Below are 22,824 nucleotides of genomic sequence, written 5' to 3' on the forward strand. Positions count from 1 at the left end.
ATTGAATGATCATTTTATGTGAGTGGAGGCAGCAATGTTTGATATTCAATTGATTTTAAAAAATGGCAAAATGACCACACTGGATACTCAGTCACCCGAAGTACAGGCCATTGCCATTGCAGATGGCAAAATTATTCAGGCAGGCTCCACCCGTGACATTATGAAGCTGGCCAGTTCATCAACAGAAGTAATCGACTTAAATGGTCGCCGGGTTATTCCAGGTCTGAATGACAGCCATCAGCACTTGATCCGTGGTGGTCTGCACTACAACATGGAGCTGCGCTGGGAAGGGGTTCCATCGGTGGCTGATGCCTTGCGTCTGTTAAGAGAGCAGGCAGACAAAACACCGGCACCACAATGGGTCCGGGTGGTGGGAGGATGGTCAGCATTTCAGTTTGCTGAAAAACGCCTGCCCACCCTGGAAGAGATTAATCGGGCTGTACCTGACACGCCGGTATTTATTCTGCATTTATATTCAAGCGCACTGTTGAATCAGGCCGCGCTGAATGCGCTGGGTTTCAATAAGGATACACCTGACCCGGCCGGAGGAAAAATTCAGCGAAATGAACATGGCCAGCCCACTGGTCTGTTACTGGCAACACCTTCTGCCATGATTCTATATTCGACCCTGGGCAAGGCGCCAGTCTTATCGCATGATGATCAGCTCAATTCCACCCGGCACTTTATGCGTGAACTGAATCGGCTGGGCATCACATCGGTGATTGATGCCGGCGGTGGTGGACAGAACTATCCGGATGATTATGATGTGATTCGTGAACTGCATGATCAGAATCAGATGACAGTCCGTATTGCCTATAATTTATTTGCGCAAAAAGCCGGAGAGGAATATCAGGATTATCAGAAATGGACTGAAATGACCTTTCCCGGAGACGGAGATTCATTTCTACAGATGAATGGTGCCGGGGAAAATCTGACCTGGTCCGCCGGTGATTTTGAAAACTTTGCTGAACCACGTCCCGATCTTGCTGCACCCATGGAAGGCGAACTGGAAAGAATTGTTGAATTACTGGCTGAAAAAAAGTGGCCATTTCGTCTGCATGCAACGTATGACGAAAGTATTGACCGTTTTCTGAATGTTTTTGAGCGGGTTAATGCCAGACAGCCATTCAGTACCCGATTTATTATTGACCATGCAGAAACAGTGTCTGAACGGAATATTGAACGTATTGGGGCACTGGGCGGAGGGATTGCCATTCAGCACCGTATGGCATTTCAGGGGGAAACTTTTGTACAGCGTTATGGCGCAGAAGCTGCCCGGGCAACCCCACCTGTTAAAAAAATGCTGGAACTGGGGGTGCCGGTTGGTGCCGGAACGGATGCAACCCGGGTCGCATCGTATAATCCCTGGGTCTGTTTATACTGGCTGACCACAGGGAAAACCGTGGGTGGACTGCCGTTGTATGATGAAAAGAACACCCTGGACCGACAAACTGCTCTGCAGCTCTGGACGAAAGGTTCCGCCTGGTTTTCAGGAGAGCAATGCCGTAAGGGCGCCCTGAAGGCCGGTGAATTTGCAGATCTGGTGGTTTTATCGGATGACTATTTTACAGTTGAAGATGAGGGAATTCAGCAGATTGAGTCGGTGCTGACCGTGCTGGGCGGCAAGGTGGTATATGCAGCTGCTGAATTCAGACAGAATAATCCACCTTTGCCACCGGCATCTCCGGACTGGTCCCCTGTCAGGCATCATGGCGGTCAATGGCGCAAAGCTGAGAACCGCAATGCACCATCATTACAACCATTGCAATCTGTTTCGGCAATGTGTGCCTGTTCAAACAGCTGTCATATGCATGGGCACAGTCATGCCTGGATGCTTGATGTTCCAGTGAAGGATAAACAATCCTTCTGGGGTGCACTGGGTTGTTCATGTTTTGCATTTTAACCGATGAAGCCTGCTTGATCGATTTCTGCATGAATCAGGCCGGGAAGGTGTTTTTATGAAGATCTATATTCTTTCACTTGCAGTCGGGCTCTTGGTTGGTGTGCTGTATTATCTGCTGAATGTGAAATCACCTGCACCACCACTGGTGGCACTGACCGGATTGCTGGGCATGGTCATTGGCGAACAGCTTATTCCCTGGATAAAAAGTGTATTCATGTAGGTATAACATGCAGATGCATCGGACCGTTGTTTATGATAAACGTCGGTCCTGTATTTGAAAATACACCCTTGCCACGATACATTGTGTAAATCAAAATCACCTGGCGGTATTCCCCATAAGGAAAATCCATGAACCTGAATCTCAGTAAAATTTTAAGTTTTAATGCCGGTTATGTCGACACGGCGAGTTTCCTGGCCATTCATGGTTTATTTGCAGCCCATGTCACCGGTAACTTTGTGACGCTGGGCGCAGCATTGGTCAGCGATAACCATACCGGGACCATGGCAAAACTGTTTGCCTTACCCATGTTCTGTCTGATGGTGTTCAGTGTGCGTTTTATTGATCTGAAATTTGTCAATATACAGAAAAGTTCCTATCATTTTTTACTGCAGAGTATGTTTTTGTTGTTTACGCTGGCAGCAGTCATCTCGCTGTTTTATTTACCTTTTCCTGATGATGACAATTGGGCCGCTTTTATTACCGGCATGTTACTGGTGGGCGCAATGGCCATTCAGAATGCCGTGCATCGCATTCATTGGTTAAAGGAAACACCGACGACGGTCATGACTGGCTCCACCACACAGTTAATGATTGATGTTGCTGATCTTTTTTCAAAACGCCCGGAAAACAATCGGGGGCAGCTCAGCGCACGATTCAGATCAATTTTACCCACCATGTTCAGTTTTGCACTGGGATGTGCCGTAGCAGCCATCGTTTATAAATTTGCCTTGATCTGGATTTTCATTGTACCGCCAGTGCTGATGTTACTTGCCTATTGGAAAAAGGAACAATATAAGAAAGATTAAGTCGTTCTTTTGCTCTTCTGTCACGCAGAAGAATGCAGGCACGATAAAAACACACAATACAGGGAATATGAAATGCAGCACCATTCTGAGCATAACCCCGCTGAGCAGAATCATACAGAAATCCTATGACAAAGCTGCCGTGATCTCAGTTTTAACCCTTGTCGGTGGAGCCATGGACACCATTGGCTTTATTACGCTATCTGGTTTTTTCACTGTGCATGTTACCGGCAACCTGGTCCTGACAGAAGGGCGCGCTGCCCCTGAACAGGCTACTGTGGCATACCATTACCAGACGTGATTCCCGTCAGTACTTTTGTGCTATGGACATAGACAGCCATGCCCCCCTTATCCATTGAAAATGAAACAATTAGTAAAAAATTTTCATAAATACATGAATAAATTTCAATTGCTTAAATTTAACGAAAATTGTATAAATGAAAAACAATAAATAATAAATAGAGGTTATAGTCATCATGAAAATGAAATCACTGGATTTTATTGTATTTACAATGATGTATTTTGTATTAACACTCCTGGTCTATAACATTGGACAGACTGCATACCAGGGTTTATAACCGCAGTATTTTGTCTATCCAGTGCTGAGATAAGAAGCCACCGATTCAAAGGTGGCTTTTTATTTTTCCTTGCGGAATATTTGACTCGGTCATCAAAACCATATAATTTTGATAATGATTTTCATTATCAATATGAGGGTTTAGCATGAATTTGAGTACCAGGGATTCCACCACAGCAGAAACAGCATCAGGCGCGACAGCTTATACAGGTTTTCAGCAAATGCCATTGCCTTATCGTACTGATGCACTGGAACCTGCAATTGACGACATGACCATGCAAATTCATTATGGCAGGCACCATAAGGCCTATGTCGATAATTTAAATGCCCAGATCAACAATTATCCCGAGTTGGGCAGGCTGAGCCTTGAAGATATTCAGGCACAGATTTCAAAATACAGTGTTGCTGTCAGAAATAATGGCGGTGGGCATTTTAATCACAGTTTCTTTTGGGAAAGCATGGCGCCGACAGACCATGCAGGCAAACCGGCAGTGGCCTTATTACAAAAAATTGATCAGGATTTTGGTTCACTGGAATCGTTTCAAAAGGCATTCAATGATGCTGCTACCGGCCGTTTTGGTTCGGGTTGGGCCTGGCTTGTGCTGACCGCCGACGGCCAGCTGGCAGTGACATCCACACCGAATCAGGACAATCCACTGATGGATCTGGCGGAGGTGAAAGGTCAGCCTTTATTGACCCTGGATGTATGGGAGCATGCCTATTATCTGAAATATCAGAACCGCAGGGCAGATTATACTCAGGCTTTCTGGACCGTGGTGAACTGGAATAAGGTCAACGAACGTTATTTACAGGCCATTGCATAAGAACGGACAAATACTTCCAGGCACTGATCACTTGTTTTAATTGCTGGGCTGGATAATACGTGCGTTATAGTCCAGTCCGGTGTGTTTCCATCCATGGAACACATCTAGTCAGGGATGAACGTTATTTATTATTGCTTTTGTTCAGGACGATCAGACAATGAGCGTAAATCCGCACCGGAAGCGGCCTGATAAATTTTTAGACCGAATTCAGGAATAATGGCCATCAGATGATCAAAAATATCGGACTGTATCGCTTCATAGTCATACCATACGGTTGTATTGGCAAAGGCATAGATTTCAAGTGGCAGCCCCTGACTGGTCGGCTGCAGCTGACGGATGATCAGTGACAGGTTCGGGTTAATGCCGGGGTGCTGTTGCAGATAAAACTCCACATAGGCCCGGAAAGTCCCGATATTGGTTAAACGACGCTGATTGTAAGCGGACTGACTTTCAAACTGCTGATTAAACTGATCCAGTTCAGATTGTTTACTGTTCAGATATTGGTCAAGTAATAAAAATGCTCTCAATTTCTGTTGTTCTTCATGGCTGATAAAACGAATACTGGCCTGATCAATAAATATGGCGCGTTTAATGCGTCTTGCCCCCAGTTGCCGCATGCCTCGCCAGTTTTTAAAGGTATCGGTTACCAGCTTATTGGTCGGAATGGTGGTAAATGTTTTATCAAAATTCTGCACGGTAATGGTATGTAATGACATATCAATGACATCGCCATCCGCATTCAGTGTCGGCATTTCAATCCAGTCACCAATTCTGACCATGTCATAAGAAGAAATCTGTACCGATGCCACCAGTGACAAAATGGTATTCTGAAAAACCAGCATTAATACTGCTGCCATGGCACCAAAACCGGCAAGCAGGGTGAACACGTCCCGTTGCAGAAAGGTCCCCAGAATCATCAGGCCACAGACAATATACAAAATCAGTTTAACCAATTGCAGATAACCTTTAATCGGTTTATTGCGTGATTTGGGATTATGCTGATAAATCAGGTTAAAAACATTTAAAAATTCACTGATCGCCAGCGCAATGGTCAGGAAAATAAACGCCTGTGCAGCCATTTGTACCAGACTGATAATTTTTGTCGATAAATGCGGAACAGTGGCAATACCATTCATCACAACAATGGCCGGAACGATATTGGCTATGCGTTTAATTACACTATGCTGGGAAAAAATATCATGATGTATAAACTTCATTTTCATAATGAGTTTACGAATTCCACGGACCACTATTTGTTTGGCAATGAAATTGGCCAAAAAAGCGAGGAAGACCAGAATGACCAGTGATGTCAGCATTTCCAGCCATTGATATTGATTGGCCCAGTTCTGAATATTCTGGATGAATGGGAGCTTATCCAAAGCCTAAAACCTCTGATCATTCACAAATTTTTCTCTTTATACCATATTATTCAGATGCTCCGAAGCTGACTTTTTCAGGAAAAAGGTTAAAAACTTCCTGCTGGCTCTGATGCATTTGCTGGCTGATCCATTGTCTGAAGAATTGCTTTCTGTCATCAGATTCAAATGAATGTTCAGACAATAAATAATAGCCTGAACCATCTGCATACACCGGAGAAGCCGGCACCAGAATGTGATATTGCAGCTCTTTTTCCAGCATGTAAATTGAGCTGATGCAGCTGCCCAGACTTCAATACATAAATAAAAATGTTCCAGTGTGCTTTGCTGATATGTGTCATCATCAATAAAATCAGGGTTTTTTCTGCTAAAAACCTGCCACGTTTCCGGACGCGAAGAAGAGATTAAAAATGTTGTGTTGTTATGGCCCTGAGGGTGACTGACCGCCAGCATATATTCATCTGCAATATGTGCGCTGTGAATGTGGTCCTGCCATTTAAAATCATTTCTGCGAATGGCCAGGTCAATCTGCTGTTCATGAAAATTGACATCGCCACCGGCCGTCAGCAGGGTAATCCCAAAATCCTGTTGCATGGCATTGAACCGGTTCAGGCGGGGAATCAGCCATTTCATGGCCAGTGTTGGCTCACAGGACAGCACCAGGTTATTTTTCTCTTTGCCGGAAACCTGGAGCTGATGCATACAGTGATCCAGTTGCTGAAAAATATGATCACAGCATTCAAAAAGCTGTTGACCCTCCCGGGTTAAAATCAGTCGGTTATTCTGCCGCAGAAATAAATTCACGTTCAGCTGCACTTCAAGGTTTCTAATCTGCTTACTCACTGCCCCCTGAGTGACAAATAAACGGGCAGCAGCCAGCGTCACCCGCTGATAACGGGCCACATAATAAAAAAATTTAATTGAGTTCAACGATATTCTTTCAATCATTCCATATCCTCATCATGATTGTGAATTTTTTTCCATTTTATTTTCCAGGCATCTATTCAAGAATAGGCCAATCTTAGCCTTCGGGATAGATGTAAATGCATCAATATTCAATCATTAAACACCATGATACTAATAAAAAACCGTATGGCAGTTTTCATATGGTATGTGAGCCCACCATGAATTTGTCAGAAAATCGGCCAGGGTATGAGTTAAATTCATGGTCAATTCATGCACGGAAAACGGATGGAAAAATACAATGTCTGAGATGACAGCTGTTGTTCTGATTATATTGCTGGCAGTGATCAGTCCAGGCGCCGATTTTGCCATTGTCAGCAATAACAGTTATTTTTTCGGTCGGAAATCAGCAATACTGACCAGTACCGGTATTGCGCTGGGGGTCTGGATTCATGTTTCATATACCCTGATTTTTTTATATTTTGCTGTGCATGCGCTGCCGGAAATCGTAACGGTAATCCAGTATCTGGGGGCGGCCTATCTGATCTATCTTGCATGGCAGACTTATCACCGAAAACCGGCTCAATATGATAGGCAGGGGCAATGCATGAACAACAGACAGGCATTCATGCAGGGTTTGCTGGTCAACGCCCTGAATCCCAAAACTGCATTATTTGTCATCAGCCTGTTTACGCAAATGATCAGTCCCAGTGCTTCGGTGCTGACACTGGTGGCTTATGGGTTGTTTATTTCACTGGCGCATCTGGGTTGGTTCAGCCTGGTTTCACTGTTATTTTCAGCGCAGCCGGTCAGAACAAAAATTCTGTGTCATCAGCAGAAGATGAATCAAATGACTGGACTGTGTCTTGGAGTGCTGGGCTGTCTGTTGTTGCTGCATGATTTTTGAATGAATAATTTTAAAATTAACGCTTTTTGAATTCATCAGCAGTCGTATCATTCAGATGAGCCCATCAAAAAAACCGGAGATTTAAACAGCACTGCTTTCAATCTCCGGCTATGCATTCTGCATTGCGCCATGTTAAGGCTACTGTATTACCACATCAGGTCATCAGGAATGACATAGGCTGCATAAGGGTCTTCTTCATCTGTGACATTTTCATTGTTCTGTGACTGATTCACAATCATGAAGCCCTGCATTTTTTCATCAATACGCTTTGCCAGTGCTTCCGGTAAAAAGGCGTAGGACTGATGATTCCGGGCAATCACCAGACTGCCTGCCACCAGCGCATTGTAAATCTGCTGATTGACATATACTTTCTTGATTTTTGTATGATCAATAAACTGATAGGGCACATCACCCGCTGTATTTTTAATTTTATGCTGATCAATCATCTGAATAATCGAGGCTGTTAACGCCTTTGCATCCAGCTGTTTTTGTTTCTCCATATTCAGAGACTGGTCCCTGGCGATTTTCTGCTGTTGATCCTGTTCAATTTTTGCTTTTAGTGCAGCCTCATCACTTTCACCGGTGCGCTGCTGATGCTGAGCCTGTCTGGTCAGCTTTTTTGCTTTTTTATTGTCAACAAGCCCTGTTTTTAATAACTGTGCCTGTAATGCGTTTTTAACCATGTTGAATTCCAGTCATTTTTGAACAAAACCATTTTTCAGCATTATATTTCAAAACGATGCTTTAAAATCATCGTTCAGATAGACCAGCCAATAGACCACGCATAACATCAGACTGAAGCCGGCAGGGATCAGGAATGCATGCCATTGCAGATAAGAATACACCAATGAGGCAATCATGCCTCCCAGTATAAATCCGGTCAGTATCAGCATATGCAGGATAACACGTCTGTTTTCAACCCTTAACCCCCTGAGTCGGTATCCCAGTGCCAGTCCCAGATCAGTCAATACCCCGGACAGATGGGTGGTACGAATAATAGTGCCCTGATAATGGCTCACCATCGCATTCTGAATACCCATGGCCGCACTGGCCCACAGCAATGCATAACGTGGGAAACAGGGAATGAATAACCAGCATAAAAAGATAAACACAGCCACCAGACTCAGGGGCAAACCATAACGGCGCCCCAGTTCAAAATGGCTGTTGCCCAGAATATAGCCACTGAAACCTGAGCCCAGCAGATAACAGGCAATCACTAGCAACAGATAGATGACTACATCATATTGCTGATGTACCAATGCCTGCGCCAGCAGGCTGGCATTACCGGTCATATGCGAAACAGACTGATGTAAAACGGTAATTAAGCCCAATACATTGATCATGCCTGCATTCATGGCGAGCATGAAGGCAGCAGCCTGAATCCATAGGGGTAAACGCTGAAGTGGCATGGATTATTTTCTGGATAAGTCCACAGCGGCTGTAAACAGGACATCCGTGGATGAGTTCAGCGCAGTTTCCGTTGAATCCTGTAAAACACTGATGACCATGCCAATGGCAACCACTTGCATGGCAATATCAGAAGAAATACCAAATAATCCACATGCAATTGGAATCAGCAGCAGTGAACCACCTGCCACACCGGAAGCACCACAGGCGGTAATGACAGCAACCACCGACAGCACCAGCATGGTGATCAGATCTACATCAATATGCAGTGTGTTGACGGCAGCCAGTGTTAAAACGGTAATGGTCACCGCAGCACCGGCCATATTGATGGTCGCTCCCAGCGGAATGGAAACACTGGCGGTTGTCTCAGAGACGCCTAGCCGTTTGGCCAGATCAAGATTGATCGGAATGTTGGCAGCGGAACTGCGGGTAAAAAATGCGGTGATTCCACTTTCCTTAAGACATTTAAAAACCAGCGGGTAGGGGTTTTTACGCATGACCAGCGCAACAAGCAGGGGATTGATCACCAGGGCGACAAACAACATGGTGGCCACCAGTACAACAATCAGATGGGCATAATTTTCCAGGGTGTCGAGTCCTGCTTCGGCAAAAGTCGCAATCACCAGACCAAAAATACCAAGCGGTGCCAGACTGATTACAATACGAATGATGGAACTTACTGCATCAGACAGATCGGTAATGACTTTTTTTGTGGTGTCTGAGCCGTGACGCAGTGCAACCCCAAGACCTGCAGCCCAGGCCAGAATCCCAATAAAATTCGCTTCGTGCAGGGCAGTCACCGGGTTGGTAATAAAACTGAGAAACAGATTTCTCAGCACCTCAGAAACACTGCCAGGTGGCTGTAACTGCATTTCAGGATTAATGGATAAAAATAAAGTACTTGGAAATACTATACTTGCAATGACCGCACTAAGTGCAGCCAGCAGCATGCCAATTGCATACAGCCCCAGAATGGGCTTCAGATCCCGGGCACCTTCACCCACTCTGAAATTGGCAATGGAGGCCATGACCAATACAAACACCAGAATCGGTGCGACGGACTTTAGTGCCTTGATGAATAGATCACCGAGAAAACTCACATAAGGTGCAACATTCGGAAAAAAATACGCAACCAGGCCACCCAGGATGATGGCAATCATAATACGTGAAACCAGACTTAATTTCGTCAGGGCTGAGAACATAACTGAGCCTTATAAAAAATACTGAAAATATGCTGAAAATGAAAAAAATAAGGGGGCTATTTTATACCTAAATCAGGCGGACCCGATACACAAAACAGTCATAAAAAATATCTCATTAAAATATAAATAATTTTTTTATATTTTATAGTTTTTTAAAAAGAAATACATGCGGACTGACAGAATATTTCATTTCCGATACAGTCGGATTTCAGTCATGTTCCAGCTCAGCAATGGCCTGATAGTGCGATAAAAAGATTTTCCCATGCAGATGCTGCAACAGTCTGGAGCGCTGCAGCCTGTCCATGACAGGGCCTTTGATTTCTGAAAAATGCAGAAAAATATTTAGTTTAATCAACTCTGCATTAATTTCCTCCAGCGTTTCCATCGCACTTAAATCAATGCTGCTGATACTGGAACAGTTGATAATGACATGCTTTAAATGCTGATTTTTACTGATTTCGGTAATGATGAACTCTTTTAAGGTATTGGCATTTAAAAAGCTCAGGCTTTCATCAACACGGATGGAAATAAGGTCAGGGTAGGTCATGACCTGATGTCGACTGACATTCCTGAAATGCTGTGTGCCCTGAATCAGTCCAATGACCACAATATGTGGCCGGCTGATCCGCCACAGTAGTAAAATAAAGGTGGAGATGATTCCGATCATCAGTCCGGTTGAAATATCCAGGCAGAGCACACCGGCAAAGGTGATCCACATGGCAATACCATCTGCCCGGGAGTAACGCCATGTTTTTATAAATGACTGAAAATCAAATAACTTCCATACAGATACAATAATGGTTGCTGCCAGAATGGCCAACGGCAACTGTTGAAAAACAGTTGTGAAATACAGGCTGACCACCACAATTAAAATGGAAGATAAAATACCGGATAACGGAGTTCTGGCCCCCGCATCGGCATTGACCACGGTCCGTGATAGACTGCCGGTAACCGGAAAGGCGGATGTTATGCCGGCCCCGATATTCGCCAGTCCAAGCGCAATGAGTTCCTGGTTACTGTTCAGTTCACTGCGTTGCTGAAATGCAGTTGCCTGAGCAATGGAGATGGATTCCACAAAACTGATCATTGAAATCATGGCGGCGCCAGGCAAAAGCTGGAAAACAAGATTCCAGTTCCAGACAGGCATGCTCAGTGGCGGGAAACCCGAAGGAATTTCCCCGACAGTTTTAATGCCGGAATTCGGATACAGAGCATGCATCAGGGCAATGCTGATAAAAATCAGCAGCAAAGGCAGTGCCTTTATCCAGAAATTAATGGTTGCAGGCTTGAAGTAACGATTGATATTCCGACTGGAATGTATCAATCGTGGTGTTAAGACCAGGAAAAGGATGGCAACGCAGCTGATGCCCAGTGTTGCTGTACTGATATAGGGTAAATATGGCCACAGGCTGGCCATGAAAGTGTGAATATTCTCAGCCTGCAGTGGCAGATCGACCAGGAATTTAACCTGGCTCAGGGCAATTAAAACTGCAGAAGCCGTAATAAAACTTTTAATGACCGGATGGCTGATGAGCCGGATTAAAAAACCAAATCTGAATATGCCCAGCAAAAAGGAAATGATACCGACCATCAGTGCAAGCAGGCAGGCTGCCTGGATATACACCGGTGAACCGACCATAAACAGTGGATTTAAAGTGGCAAACGTCATGATGGAAATCAGGGCGACCGGGCCAATGGACAATGTCAGACTGCCGCCGGCAATGGCATAAATAATCATGGGTAGAACACTGGCATATAGTCCAGTGATTGGTGGCAGCCCGGCAAGCATGGCATAGGCCATACCCTGAGGTACAAGCATGGCCACAACAATCAGTGCTGCAAGTAAATCAGATTTGAATTTTGCTGAATTATAGTGTTTCAACCACCTTAAGGCAGGCAGCAGCACACTGAGATCTGACCTGGAATGACGCATGTTGAGCTGAAGTCTTTATGATGTTTGCAGCAACATTATGCAAAAATAACACCCAAAAAGACAGGTCGAATCCGGTTTCATGTGATGCATATCGACAGACTGTAAAAGCATCAATATTCGGGGAGAGCTGAATGCAGATGAATAGACTGTGCTACCTTTCTGTTTAGAGGGAGCTATTTAAAAAAACTTTATTAATTGTTGAGTTTTTTTAGTGATTTATCAACTAATTTTGTACAGAATACACGAACAAACTCACTGTTGTTATGCTAAGGACTGACTATACTGATTTTACTTCAATAGCATCAAAAAAGTGAGACAAAACGATGAGCTTTAACTACGAGTCTAAAGTCAATGTTGGTTTTCCGGATATGTCAACCAAACCGGAAGCTGTTCGCAAACGCTGGGAGCAATTACCAACCAAACTCAACTTATTTCACATGATGGCCCATAGCTCAGGAAGTTTTGTGGAGCTGATGGATGTTATCGATGCAATTTTTAAACGCTTAAGCCTGACAGATACAGACCGTGAATTACTGGTATTGCTGGTTAGCTCACGCATCAATGCAAGCTATGAATGGGATCAACATGTAGTTATTTCTCAGGCATTTGGCGTAACAGAAGCTCAGATTAAAGCAATTGCTGAAGGACATACCAGTGATGCAAAAAACTTCAGTGAAGCACAGCTGGCGTTACTGCAGGTGGGTGAAGCCGTACTGCGTGATGGTGTGGCACCAGGCGTAATTGTTAATCTTGCACGTCAGTTCTACAGTGAAGAGCAAATTTGTGATGTCTTAATTACATTGGGTGTCTATACCATGTTGGCCGGCTTTTTACGCACATTACAAGTGACCAGTGATGCACAGGAAGATGGTTCGTGGATCAAACGCTGATCCTGTCATTTCTTAATCATTAAATCACGTATATATTGAATGATATACGTGATTTTTTTATTGATTTATATCGTAAAAATCATGATCTGATTAAAGGTCCAGAGGAAATGCCTGTGTCACTTAATTGGAGGTATTTAGTTTTGTATAACTCTATGTTATGTTTCTTGAAGATATACTTGACATCGATCCAGTTCAAACTGTCAGGTGGCGCCAATGACCAATTGTGTAGGGCGAGGCTTTAGGTGTTCGATTTAACATAAAATGAAGTTATGCGACTTCGGAATGACTTAATACTTGAGAAAAATATGATTACATCCACACATTCTAGAGCAGGTGGCGATCTTGCTGCTGCTTATAATACAGGAACAATAAATGCACTTATTAATACGAAAGACCTAATTGGTGCGGTTTTACGAATTCACTTCTGTCTTGAGGAGTTTTTAAATGTATGGTGTAGCAAAATAACTAAATGTGAAAACTTCTTTGACTTTAATGATCGTGTCTCATTTGAAATGAAACTCGCTATTGCTAAAAAACTTGGATTGCCTATAGAGTTACAAGCTGTTTTTAAGATAATAAATAGAATAAGAAATAAATTTGCGCATAACACTAATATGGAAATTTCGGATCAAGAATTGGATGATATACGTCATGCAATAAACAGAATTCCCTCGTATGGTTCTGAAACAATTCCTACAATTGGAACACCTGACTGCGTAGGATTGATTGGTAATCGAGAGATTTCTTGGGATATGGAAAATGTTAATGTTTTTGATCGCCTGACATTAATTTACTTTATATTCAGTATGAAATGCTTGAGTGTATTTAATAAAGAATTTACTGACAGAAGCATAGGTAATACTCCCCAAAAATAATTGAACTTAAAAGTAGAAAATCGAATACCCTTGATTTAAGGAGATTTTCCATGAAAACATCTAAATATTCAGACAGCTTAATCATGAGTATTTTGAAACAAGCAGAAGCAGGTACCCCGGTACCGAATTTGTGCCGAGAACACGGTATGAGCTCTGCTACGTTCTACAAGTGGAAGAGCAAATATGGCGGTATGGATCATTCCATGATAACCCGACTGAAAGAGCTTGAAGCCGAGAATGCCCGCCTTAAACGCATGTATGCTGATGAGCGCCTTAAAACAGATATCCTTCAGGATGCACTTTCAAAAAAGTTGTGAGGCCAGCTCAACGTAAACTACTTGCTCAACAAGCTGTTGAGCAATATCAAGTCTCTGTGAGTAAGGCCTGCCTGATCTTTGATGTCAGTCAAACGTGCTATCGCTATGCAGCTCAATTAAAGCAGCAGAACGTGGTGATCGCAGACTGGCTAATAAAGCTTACCAGGGACCATCAGACCTGGGGCTTTAAACTTTGCTTTTTGTATCTTCGCAATGTCAGGGGATATGGTTGGAATCATAAACGTATCTATCGTATTTATAAGGAATTGGAACTTAATCTACGTATCAAGCCAAAGAGGCGCATTAAACGGGAACAGCCTGAATCCCTTGCAGTACCGACAGCTAAGAATGAATCATGGTCCATGGACTTTATGCATGATCAACTCAGTGATGGGCGTAGCTATCGAGTACACAACGTGATTGATGACTATAATCGCGAGTCACTGGATATATTGATTGATTTTTCATTACCCGCAGAACGTGTGCTGAGAGGGCTTAATCAATTGATTGAATGGCGAGGTAAACCTAAACGTATTAGAAGCGACAATGGTCCGGAATATATCAGTGAGCTAATGGAAACGTGGTGTGATCAGCATGGTATTGAGCATGTATTTACTCAGCCAGGCAATCCACAGCAAAATGCCTATGTTGAGCGATTTAACCGTACAGTACGTTATGAGTGTCTAAATCAGTATTTATTTCGAGATCTGAGCGAAGTTGAGGACTATACAACTGGCTGGCAGTACTTTTATAATCATGAACGGCCTCATATGTCAGTAAATGGCTGTCCACCTATTTTTAAACAATAACAGGGGCTTTGGATTTTCTACCCATTAATTCAATTAAAAATGGGGGTATTACCCATAGAGTTTTCGTTTACTGAATAAAATAAAAAGAGTCCACGCTATCTAATGATGGACTCTTGTCTCATAATGAGATTTTTACCCTGGTTTAGAATAATAATAATTTCACCTGACGATGATATTTCTGCCGCTTCGATTGCCTGATCGGTAATACTCCCCAAAAATAATTGAACTTAAAAGTAGAAAATCGAATACCCTTGATTTAAGGAGATTTTCCATGAAAACATCTAAATATTCAGACAGCTTAATCATGAGTATTTTGAAACAAGCAGAAGCAGGTACCCCGGTACCGAATTTGTGCCGAGAACACGGTATGAGCTCTGCTACGTTCTACAAGTGGAAGAGCAAATATGGCGGTATGGATCATTCCATGATAACCCGACTGAAAGAGCTTGAAGCCGAGAATGCCCGCCTTAAACGCATGTATGCTGATGAGCGCCTTAAAACAGATATCCTTCAGGATGCACTTTCAAAAAAGTTGTGAGGCCAGCTCAACGTAAACTACTTGCTCAACAAGCTGTTGAGCAATATCAAGTCTCTGTGAGTAAGGCCTGCCTGATCTTTGATGTCAGTCAAACGTGCTATCGCTATGCAGCTCAATTAAAGCAGCAGAACGTGGTGATCGCAGACTGGCTAATAAAGCTTACCAGGGACCATCAGACCTGGGGCTTTAAACTTTGCTTTTTGTATCTTCGCAATGTCAGGGGATATGGTTGGAATCATAAACGTATCTATCGTATTTATAAGGAATTGGAACTTAATCTACGTATCAAGCCAAAGAGGCGCATTAAACGGGAACAGCCTGAATCCCTTGCAGTACCGACAGCTAAGAATGAATCATGGTCCATGGACTTTATGCATGATCAACTCAGTGATGGGCGTAGCTATCGAGTACACAACGTGATTGATGACTATAATCGCGAGTCACTGGATATATTGATTGATTTTTCATTACCCGCAGAACGTGTGCTGAGAGGGCTTAATCAATTGATTGAATGGCGAGGTAAACCTAAACGTATTAGAAGCGACAATGGTCCGGAATATATCAGTGAGCTAATGGAAACGTGGTGTGATCAGCATGGTATTGAGCATGTATTTACTCAGCCAGGCAATCCACAGCAAAATGCCTATGTTGAGCGATTTAACCGTACAGTACGTTATGAGTGTCTAAATCAGTATTTATTTCGAGATCTGAGCGAAGTTGAGGACTATACAACTGGCTGGCAGTACTTTTATAATCATGAACGGCCTCATATGTCAGTAAATGGCTGTCCACCTATTTTTAAACAATAACAGGGGCTTTGGATTTTCTACCCATTAATTCAATTAAAAATGGGGGTATTACCGATCCAATATACGATGTGCCAATTCACTTATTTTTGATTGATCCAGACATAGAAGGTCATAGCCACGCAGACTTGCGTAGGCTCGACTGAAACGCAAGTCGAGTAGCGATCTGATTTCTGCATAACGAATATTATGTTACTTAGGCCACACTTGACAGCGCTTCAGTTCAAGCTGTCAATGTGCGGTGCCGACCCATAGCAGTGTGTAGTGCACCGTCGTCAAATATCTTATTTAACATAATTTGAAGTTATGCGACTTCAGAATGGCTTAAAGAGAAGAACATGGCAGAAAATACTATTAAATTTGCTCTATATTTGGAATCCATATGAATACAACCACGCATACTAGAGCAGGCGGTGATATAGCAGCAGCTTATAATTTAGATACTATATTTGCTTTAATTGAAACCAAGGACATTTTAGGTGCTGTATTAAGGGTGCATTTTTGTCTTGAAGAATTTCTAAATATCTGGTGCGATAAAATTACGCATTGCAATGATTTTTTTGATTTAGGTAGAGGCAAATTTATTATGTTTGATATAAAGCTAGCTATTTCTAAAAAATTAGGACTTCCTGCTGAATTAGCAGAAGTTTTTACTTTATTTAATCGAATTAGAAATAAGTTTGCACATCAAACTAATGTCTCTATTACTGACGATGAGTTAAATAATATTCGTTATGCTATTGACCGAATATCGACTTATGGCTCACCTATACCCAAAATGGATGATCCATCATGGCGTGGACAATTTGATGATCGTGAAGTTCATTGGAATATGCCTAATGTTTCGGTTATTGATAAATTATTAATGATTTATTTTACATTTAGTATGAAAGCTATCAGTGTTTTTAATAAAAAATTATCTGATAGAGGTATCTCTTTTACTTACTCAGATTAAATAAAAAAGTCCACGTTATCTAATGGTGGACTCTTGTCTCACTATGAGATTTCTAAATGACTTTAATACCCAATTCTATGAGTTTTAAAGCATCTTCATTCGAGATTGCGCATTTGAGTGCATGATAATTTAAGAAGTACCCATTAATACCAACGGCTTTGGCATCAAATAGGTTCATATTTTTATAATCTTCTTTTGTCAAACCTATAGTAATATCGCCAGTTAGATCAAAATGAATAGCCACTAAGAATCTAGATACACGCCAGCTTCATTTCATAAAACGTCTCGAAGTCCTTTGGCGACCGCTGGTCGTTAGCACCATGGCGACGTTTCACGTTGTAGAACATCTCAATATACTCAAATATATCTGATCTAGCTTCAGCACGCGTTGAATATATTTTCCGTTTAACTCTTTCTCGTTTCAGTAATTGGAAAAAGCTCTCTGCCACAGCATTATCGTGACAGTTGCCGCGACGGCTCATGCTGCTTTCCAAACCATGTTGCTTCAGAAAGGCTTGCCATTCATGACTGGTATATTGGCTACCTTGGTCAGAGTGAACCAATACTTTATTTGTTGGCGATCTACGCCAAACTGCCATCAATAAAGCATCAAGAACTAGCTCTTTAGTGATCATTGGTTTCATAGACCAGCCAACGACTAACCTTGAGAAAAGGTCAATCACAACAGCTAAATACAGCCAGCCTTCATGAGTACGGATATAAGTGATATCTGTTGCCCATGCTTGATTTGGCTGTGCAGGATTAAACTGCCGATCTAATGTATTGGCTTGAACAATAGGTTGATAGCCCTTTGAATATCCTGGTTTTCGATAGCCACGTTGGGATTTCAAGCCTTCCTGTCGCATCAGTCGATGTACACGATTAACTCCACAAGGCTCACCAATATCACGCAAGTCACAGAAAATCTTGCGATAGCCATATACACCGCCTGACTCTAACCAAAACTGTTTAATCAGGCCTGACAGTTGTTTGCTACGTTTGGCTGTAGCACTCAAAGGTTGTTTCAACCATGCATAATAGCCACTGGGATGAACCTCCAGTACCGAGCACATTCTATAAATTGACCAGACCTGCTGGTGATCCTTGATAAAGGCGTACCTCATTTTGACTGGCTGGCGAAGTACGCCGCGGCCTTTTTTAAGATATCACGCTCTTCTGTAACTCGTTGCAGCTCTTTCTTTAATCGAGCCAACTCTTTGGTTTGATCTTCAAGAGCAGTAGCTTGGGGTGTTTTAGGAAAGTATTTCTTAACCCAAGCATAAACACTATGGGTCGTTGTGCCTAATCTTCCCGCAACCTCTGCAACACTGTAGCCTTTCTCAATGACTTGCTGCGCTGCTGCAATCTTGAACTCTTCGGTAAATCGTTTGCCACTCATAAAAACACCTCTTAATTAGCTATTTTATCTAACTATTCGGTATCGACAAACTTAGTGGCTATTCAGAATTTAGCATTATTAGGAGTGATTGCAGTATCTGCTGCACTAAAATCAGATGGTTTTATTATTGATGATGTAGATGGAAAAATTTACTACCCCAAACAAACATCGGATACTCAATATAGTTTAGATACCACTAATTGGTTCAATTCGCCATATGATGCGTGTAATTTTGCTTATGGTTCACGTCCTGATGAATCAACATATAAAACGTCACTACCTCAGACTTTTCTTTGTTACAGCTATGAGGATTACCTATCTTCAATTTATAAAGATAAGCGATTAGGGACTTTGCCTAAAAAGCTCGAAGAAGGTTCATTAGATCATGCTGACTACATATATGGATCTTATGTAGGTGGTATTTCTGATCGTATGCAATGGTATGTTTTTACATCACAGACTAAAGAGTCCAATCCACAACCGAATCGTGAAGTATCTGAAAAAGATTTGGGGGATTATATGATGGGAAATCTTCCGAATTTTCAAAGACCAACTTGGGTTGGTGTCACTGATGTTTTTACACCTGTAGATGATTATGAGTTAATAAATAACCCTAATTATGATGTTGCAGATAAAAATATAAAAGAAGATTCAACAGATACTTCTGTTAAACCTATTCCTGATAATTCAGGTGGTTCATCGGGAAATAATGGATTTTCTCTTCCTAATTTCTGTGATTGGGCGACACCTGTTTGTTCTTTTATAGATTGGTTTAAAGACGATTCAGCTATTCCTGATGATCCAAACTATAAAGTTGAAGAGTTAGATAAATCTAAATTACCTGATGGACCACAATTTAGCTTAAATGCCTCATGCCCACCACCTGCATCATTTTCTTTGGATTTAGGTTTAGTTTCTAAAACTATTGATATTCCTTATACATCACTTTGTAATTTTTCAACTGATGCTCGTCCATTTGTGATTTTAGCTGCTTGGTTTCATGCTGCTTTTATTTTTGCAGGATTATTTAGGAGCTAGAAATGGCAGGTGTACTTCTTCGATTGCTTTCATATTTTGCTGCAAGTTTAGTATTCAAAATTTTGAGTTCTTTGGGTGTTGGAATTTTTTCTATGTATTTCTTAAATGAAATTATGACAAGCCTTTCAAACTCTATGCGAGATGCCTTAACAGGTTTAGCACCATCCGTAATTTCGATTTTAGGTCTTTTTGGCTTTGATAAATATATCTCAATTGTTTTTGGGGCGTTTACAACTGTTATGTATTTGAAATCTATGCGTCTTCTTGTGACAAGACAAATTTAGTTTTTGCGAGGAGGAAGAGGAACCGACTGACCGATCGAGCAAAAACTAAATTTAAAATAAATATTGGTGTGAAATGCTTACATTAATTAGTGCAACGCCCGGAAGTGGTAAAACATTAAAATCTATAGAACTTATTTTCGAACATTTAAACAAGGGTTATATTGTTTTTACGAATATTATTGGTTTAAAAATACCTGGTGTAATTTCCATTCCTACGAATCAAGATTGGCGTGATTTAGATCACTTTAGGCGTTCTAATCCTGAAATGTCTAAGATGCCAATAGCCGTATTTTATGATGAAGCACATGAACATCCTGCTTTTGCTGAAAAAAACTTGATTAAAGACAAAGAAAAATTAGAAGAAGTCCGTGATATTGGATATTCATTAAGTATGCATCGTCATTTTGGATTTGATATTTTTCTAATAACACAAAGTCCAAAAAAATTAGCACCTTATGTTTTAGCCGATGTGGGTTGTCATTTATATTTAAGACGTGTCTATAAAATGAAACGTGCAACTATTTATGAGTTTCCTGAAGCTCATGTATTAGTATCGAAATCAACCCGTGATGATGCTGTAAATAAGACGATTTGGAAGTTTCCCAAACAACTTTATCAATATTATACATCGACAGAAATTGATACTCATAAAGGCGGTATTCCACTTAAATACTTGCTAGTTATTTTTATAGTTTTCATTTGTATTCCTGCTTATGTCGCTCGATCTTTTTGGCTAGATCCATTATTTGGTCATAAGAATGAAGAAACTGAGATTGTTTATGATAAACCAAAGATAAATGAACCTGTTAAGTAACAACCTGTTTCTTCATCCACTCAAAAAATTGATCCAATGGATCAGCTAAAACAGGATGAGGATAAAAGGGTAGCGATGGTTATTGAAACAAATGATGATTGTTACGCAAGAAATTCTTATGGGCAAATTATCAATATGAAAATTGATGATTGCAGAATGCTTTCAAGAAAAAACTCACGTATGGAAACATCAAGATATAAGCGAGAAATTTATAAGGATGGATTACCGAATAGTCATTACAATGAAATTTCTCATGAAAATCAGATGACTTCAAATCAAAGTTCCAATTCATCTTCAATGGTTTCTTACAAAGCACCCAATTATTCATAACTGAATTTTTGTCTATATCTAGGACTAAATAATGCGCTTAATACTGCCTGTGATGTTACTTCTTTTTTTACTGACGTTACTCTTAATCAATATTATTGTGAAATTTATTGAATTTAATCCTATAATTTAAACCTGCCTAAAAGTTTACGCTTTTTTTTGTTACCTCAATTTGGCGTATTACCTCACTTTTAGGCAACTGAATTTTGGTCAATATAATGAACTTTAGAAGACAAAATCCGATTTGGAGAACAGTTTCATATAATAGAAATATTGGTTCATTGAATAAAAAAGATTATGAATTTATTCGAAATTCTTTAGAAAACTACTTGAGTTATCTTCAATCCGTACCAATTAATAATCATGATGAAATTGACAAGTTAAAAATTTTCTTTATCAAACTAGATCATCATATAGATAGAATGTAACTGATATATAAGGATTTTATTGTGATTAATGATAATTTATCACCAAATTTGCAAAAAGCAGTCGAAGCATACGCTGAGTTAAGTTTAGAAGAAATTTATCAATTTAATAAATTTATTCAACAAGATATTGAAGATATTGAACAAAAAAAGCTTTTTAATACATTTGAAGAGCTATTCATTGCCTATATGAATCAAGACTTTGATGATAAAAATATGATTAAAGTTATTGAGAATTTAAGAACGGATATAAAAACTAAATTTTCCATCAAAAAACTGCATGAATTTGAAGAAAAAATGCGAAATCAATATGGTTTTAATGATATTCAGAAAAAAATCTATGCAATTTATGATACACAAATGCATAGATTTTTGAATAATGAATCATGGGAATTAACCGAAGATGAAGCTTTAGAATTGGCTATGTATAGAAAGAAACTTAAATCGCTTAATTAACTACAATCTCGAAGAGTTGAAGTTAATTAAGCGAAACTTGCGACAAGATATAATTTTTTTCCATACCATATCAGCAGAGCAAGAATTTTCCCGCATCCTATAATATGCGGGAAAAGGTATACAAATTTTGATCAATAATTCCTAAAATTCCCATCATTCCATCAAATCCATTTTCACTAGAATTCATTACAAGTAACAGGGTCTAGGTCAATTCTTGTCGATTGGCGTAAGATCATTTCAAATTCGCCAATCGACAAGATTCTGATTTCTGCATAACTTATATTATGTTACTTGGGATACTCAGCAACGTGAATTATAATCGCAGATATTCACGTTGCTGAGCTGTAGCTGCAAACAGTATTGCGTAGGCTACAGTCTCAGATATCCTATTTAACATAAAATTAAGTTATGCGAAATACAGAGCCGAAACAATAACTTAATTTTACTAATACTCATTTATAACGATTTTATTAAGATTTTTTATGTCTTAAAGTATCTCATATTTATTAATACGTGCGCCTCCGATGACGAGGAGGCGGACGAGGTACGAGGACAACGACGAGGAAGAGGCGGAAAGCCCGAAAAAAGTCCACCATCTCTAGTGTGGACTTAACTCCCGAAAATGGGAGTATTCACTACTTTATTATTTTTACAGTACCGCTACTAGAAACCTCTAAAAGTTCTAACCCTTGATCAACTAGTATATGTATTAATTCACTATCTCTTAGTGGTTGCTGTCCTTTTTGAATCAAAACTTTGTTCAATTCAACTGCTTTTTTTCTTAACAATTCCTGTTCTTGATCGTTAATTCTGACGCTTTGAACCATCTTTTTCAT

The 22,824-nt window shown here is 40.8% G+C and carries 23 protein-coding genes and 2 pseudogenes; 17 read left to right on the forward strand and 8 right to left on the reverse strand.

The annotated features are described in order from the left end of the window. The first annotated feature begins 34 nt into the window (after positions 1–34). From ACT6PV_RS06760 to ACT6PV_RS06780, 5 genes and pseudogenes are all read left to right on the forward strand, one after another. Positions 35–1,903: an amidohydrolase gene (locus ACT6PV_RS06760; RefSeq protein WP_445115657.1), complete on the forward strand. Its 1,869-nt coding sequence runs from the start codon at positions 35–37 to the stop codon at positions 1,901–1,903. A gap of 55 nt (positions 1,904–1,958) precedes the next feature. Further along, positions 1,959–2,123 (forward strand): DUF1427 family protein, encoded by a 165-nt coding sequence (locus ACT6PV_RS06765; RefSeq protein ID WP_445115658.1) that lies wholly within the window; start codon positions 1,959–1,961, stop codon positions 2,121–2,123. Positions 2,124–2,251: 128 nt separating this feature from the next. Then, the gene (locus ACT6PV_RS06770; RefSeq protein WP_445115659.1) at positions 2,252–2,929 is read left to right on the forward strand and encodes a YoaK family protein; all 678 of its coding nucleotides are present in this window, start codon (positions 2,252–2,254) and stop codon (positions 2,927–2,929) included. 91 nt (positions 2,930–3,020) lie between these two features. Further along, positions 3,021–3,170: pseudogene (locus tag ACT6PV_RS06775) on the forward strand (DUF1275 family protein); the annotation flags it as partial. 554 nt (positions 3,171–3,724) lie between these two features. Further along, entirely contained in the window at positions 3,725–4,327 is a 603-nt protein-coding gene (locus ACT6PV_RS06780; protein ID WP_445117053.1) for a superoxide dismutase, read from the forward strand. A 128-nt stretch (positions 4,328–4,455) separates the two neighbouring features. Here ACT6PV_RS06780 and ACT6PV_RS06785 read toward each other — a convergent pair whose 3' ends face one another. Continuing rightward, positions 4,456–5,706 carry a mechanosensitive ion channel family protein gene (locus ACT6PV_RS06785; protein ID WP_445115660.1) on the reverse strand — a complete coding sequence of 417 codons (1,251 nt, stop codon included), beginning with the start codon at positions 5,704–5,706 and terminating at the stop codon, positions 4,456–4,458. On the opposite strand from ACT6PV_RS06785, the gene ACT6PV_RS06790 reads away from it, so the two are divergent. Next, entirely contained in the window at positions 5,691–5,816 is a 126-nt protein-coding gene (locus tag ACT6PV_RS06790) for a sortase B protein-sorting domain-containing protein (protein WP_445115661.1), read from the forward strand. The genes ACT6PV_RS06785 and ACT6PV_RS06790 overlap by 16 nt on opposite strands. Here ACT6PV_RS06790 and ACT6PV_RS06795 read toward each other — a convergent pair. After that, positions 5,798–6,651, reverse strand: a pseudogene (locus ACT6PV_RS06795) (LysR family transcriptional regulator); the annotation flags it as partial. The gene ACT6PV_RS06790 and the pseudogene ACT6PV_RS06795 overlap by 19 nt on opposite strands. Positions 6,652–6,907: 256 nt before the next feature. Here ACT6PV_RS06795 and ACT6PV_RS06800 point away from each other — a divergent pair. Then, a complete protein-coding gene (locus ACT6PV_RS06800) occupies positions 6,908–7,513 on the forward strand; it encodes a LysE family translocator (protein ID WP_445115662.1) in 606 nt (201 codons plus the stop codon). A gap of 146 nt (positions 7,514–7,659) precedes the next feature. Here ACT6PV_RS06800 and ACT6PV_RS06805 read toward each other — a convergent pair whose 3' ends face one another. The 4 genes from ACT6PV_RS06805 to ACT6PV_RS06820 form a co-directional block, all read right to left on the reverse strand. Then, entirely contained in the window at positions 7,660–8,196 is a 537-nt protein-coding gene (locus ACT6PV_RS06805; protein WP_445115663.1) for a DUF2058 domain-containing protein, read from the reverse strand. A gap of 48 nt (positions 8,197–8,244) precedes the next feature. Further along, entirely contained in the window at positions 8,245–8,922 is a 678-nt protein-coding gene (locus ACT6PV_RS06810) for a YoaK family protein (RefSeq protein ID WP_445115664.1), read from the reverse strand. A 3-nt stretch (positions 8,923–8,925) separates the two neighbouring features. Next, positions 8,926–10,122: a serine/threonine transporter SstT gene (sstT, locus tag ACT6PV_RS06815; RefSeq protein WP_445115665.1), complete on the reverse strand. Its 1,197-nt coding sequence runs from the start codon at positions 10,120–10,122 to the stop codon at positions 8,926–8,928. A 208-nt stretch (positions 10,123–10,330) separates the two neighbouring features. Next, on the reverse strand, positions 10,331–12,055 hold the full coding sequence (locus ACT6PV_RS06820) for a SulP family inorganic anion transporter (RefSeq protein WP_445115666.1): 1,725 nt from the start codon (positions 12,053–12,055) through the stop codon (positions 10,331–10,333). Positions 12,056–12,378: 323 nt separating this feature from the next. Between ACT6PV_RS06820 and ACT6PV_RS06825 the strand changes: the two genes are divergently transcribed. The 5 genes from ACT6PV_RS06825 to ACT6PV_RS06845 all read left to right on the forward strand — a co-directional run bounded on the left by ACT6PV_RS06825 (position 12,379) and on the right by ACT6PV_RS06845 (position 17,245). After that, positions 12,379–12,945: a carboxymuconolactone decarboxylase family protein gene (locus ACT6PV_RS06825; RefSeq protein ID WP_445115667.1), complete on the forward strand. Its 567-nt coding sequence runs from the start codon at positions 12,379–12,381 to the stop codon at positions 12,943–12,945. A 305-nt stretch (positions 12,946–13,250) separates the two neighbouring features. Continuing rightward, positions 13,251–13,820: a hypothetical protein gene (locus ACT6PV_RS06830; RefSeq protein WP_445115668.1), complete on the forward strand. Its 570-nt coding sequence runs from the start codon at positions 13,251–13,253 to the stop codon at positions 13,818–13,820. Between the two features lie 50 nt (positions 13,821–13,870). Then, positions 13,871–14,946 (forward strand): IS3 family transposase gene (locus ACT6PV_RS06835; protein ID WP_445114685.1). Its coding sequence is split into 2 segments (ribosomal slippage): positions 13,871–14,123 and positions 14,123–14,946, totalling 1,077 coding nucleotides; the frame shifts between segments, so codons are not numbered across the junction. Positions 14,947–15,217: 271 nt separating this feature from the next. After that, positions 15,218–16,293, forward strand: a protein-coding gene (locus ACT6PV_RS06840) for an IS3 family transposase (RefSeq protein WP_445114685.1) whose coding sequence is annotated in 2 segments (ribosomal slippage) — positions 15,218–15,470 and positions 15,470–16,293 — 1,077 coding nt in all. Because the reading frame shifts where the segments join, the coding sequence is not laid out codon by codon here. Between the two features lie 379 nt (positions 16,294–16,672). Continuing rightward, complete coding sequence (locus tag ACT6PV_RS06845) at positions 16,673–17,245, forward strand: hypothetical protein (protein WP_445115669.1); 573 nt, start codon at positions 16,673–16,675, stop codon at positions 17,243–17,245. 251 nt (positions 17,246–17,496) lie between these two features. Here ACT6PV_RS06845 and ACT6PV_RS06850 read toward each other — a convergent pair. Beyond that, positions 17,497–18,644, reverse strand: a protein-coding gene (locus tag ACT6PV_RS06850) for an IS3 family transposase (RefSeq protein ID WP_445114756.1) whose coding sequence is annotated in 2 segments (ribosomal slippage) — positions 17,497–18,398 and positions 18,398–18,644 — 1,149 coding nt in all. Because the reading frame shifts where the segments join, the coding sequence is not laid out codon by codon here. A gap of 54 nt (positions 18,645–18,698) precedes the next feature. Here ACT6PV_RS06850 and ACT6PV_RS06855 point away from each other — a divergent pair. The 5 genes from ACT6PV_RS06855 (at position 18,699) to ACT6PV_RS06875 (ending at position 21,988) form a co-directional block, all read left to right on the forward strand. Continuing rightward, entirely contained in the window at positions 18,699–19,682 is a 984-nt protein-coding gene (locus tag ACT6PV_RS06855; RefSeq protein WP_445115670.1) for a virulence factor TspB C-terminal domain-related protein, read from the forward strand. 2 nt (positions 19,683–19,684) lie between these two features. Further along, a complete protein-coding gene (locus ACT6PV_RS06860) occupies positions 19,685–19,966 on the forward strand; it encodes a DUF2523 family protein (protein WP_445115671.1) in 282 nt (93 codons plus the stop codon). Positions 19,967–20,039: 73 nt separating this feature from the next. Beyond that, complete coding sequence (locus ACT6PV_RS06865; RefSeq protein ID WP_445115672.1) at positions 20,040–20,780, forward strand: zonular occludens toxin domain-containing protein; 741 nt, start codon at positions 20,040–20,042, stop codon at positions 20,778–20,780. A gap of 36 nt (positions 20,781–20,816) precedes the next feature. Beyond that, positions 20,817–21,110 carry a hypothetical protein gene (locus tag ACT6PV_RS06870; protein WP_445115673.1) on the forward strand — a complete coding sequence of 98 codons (294 nt, stop codon included), beginning with the start codon at positions 20,817–20,819 and terminating at the stop codon, positions 21,108–21,110. A 446-nt stretch (positions 21,111–21,556) separates the two neighbouring features. Continuing rightward, entirely contained in the window at positions 21,557–21,988 is a 432-nt protein-coding gene (locus ACT6PV_RS06875; protein WP_445115674.1) for a hypothetical protein, read from the forward strand. Between the two features lie 635 nt (positions 21,989–22,623). Here the strand turns inward: ACT6PV_RS06875 and ACT6PV_RS06880 are convergent. Then, on the reverse strand, positions 22,624–22,824 hold the full coding sequence (locus ACT6PV_RS06880; RefSeq protein ID WP_445115675.1) for a hypothetical protein: 201 nt from the start codon (positions 22,822–22,824) through the stop codon (positions 22,624–22,626).

The sequence above is a fragment of the Acinetobacter sp. WZC-1 genome (genome assembly GCF_052544965.1).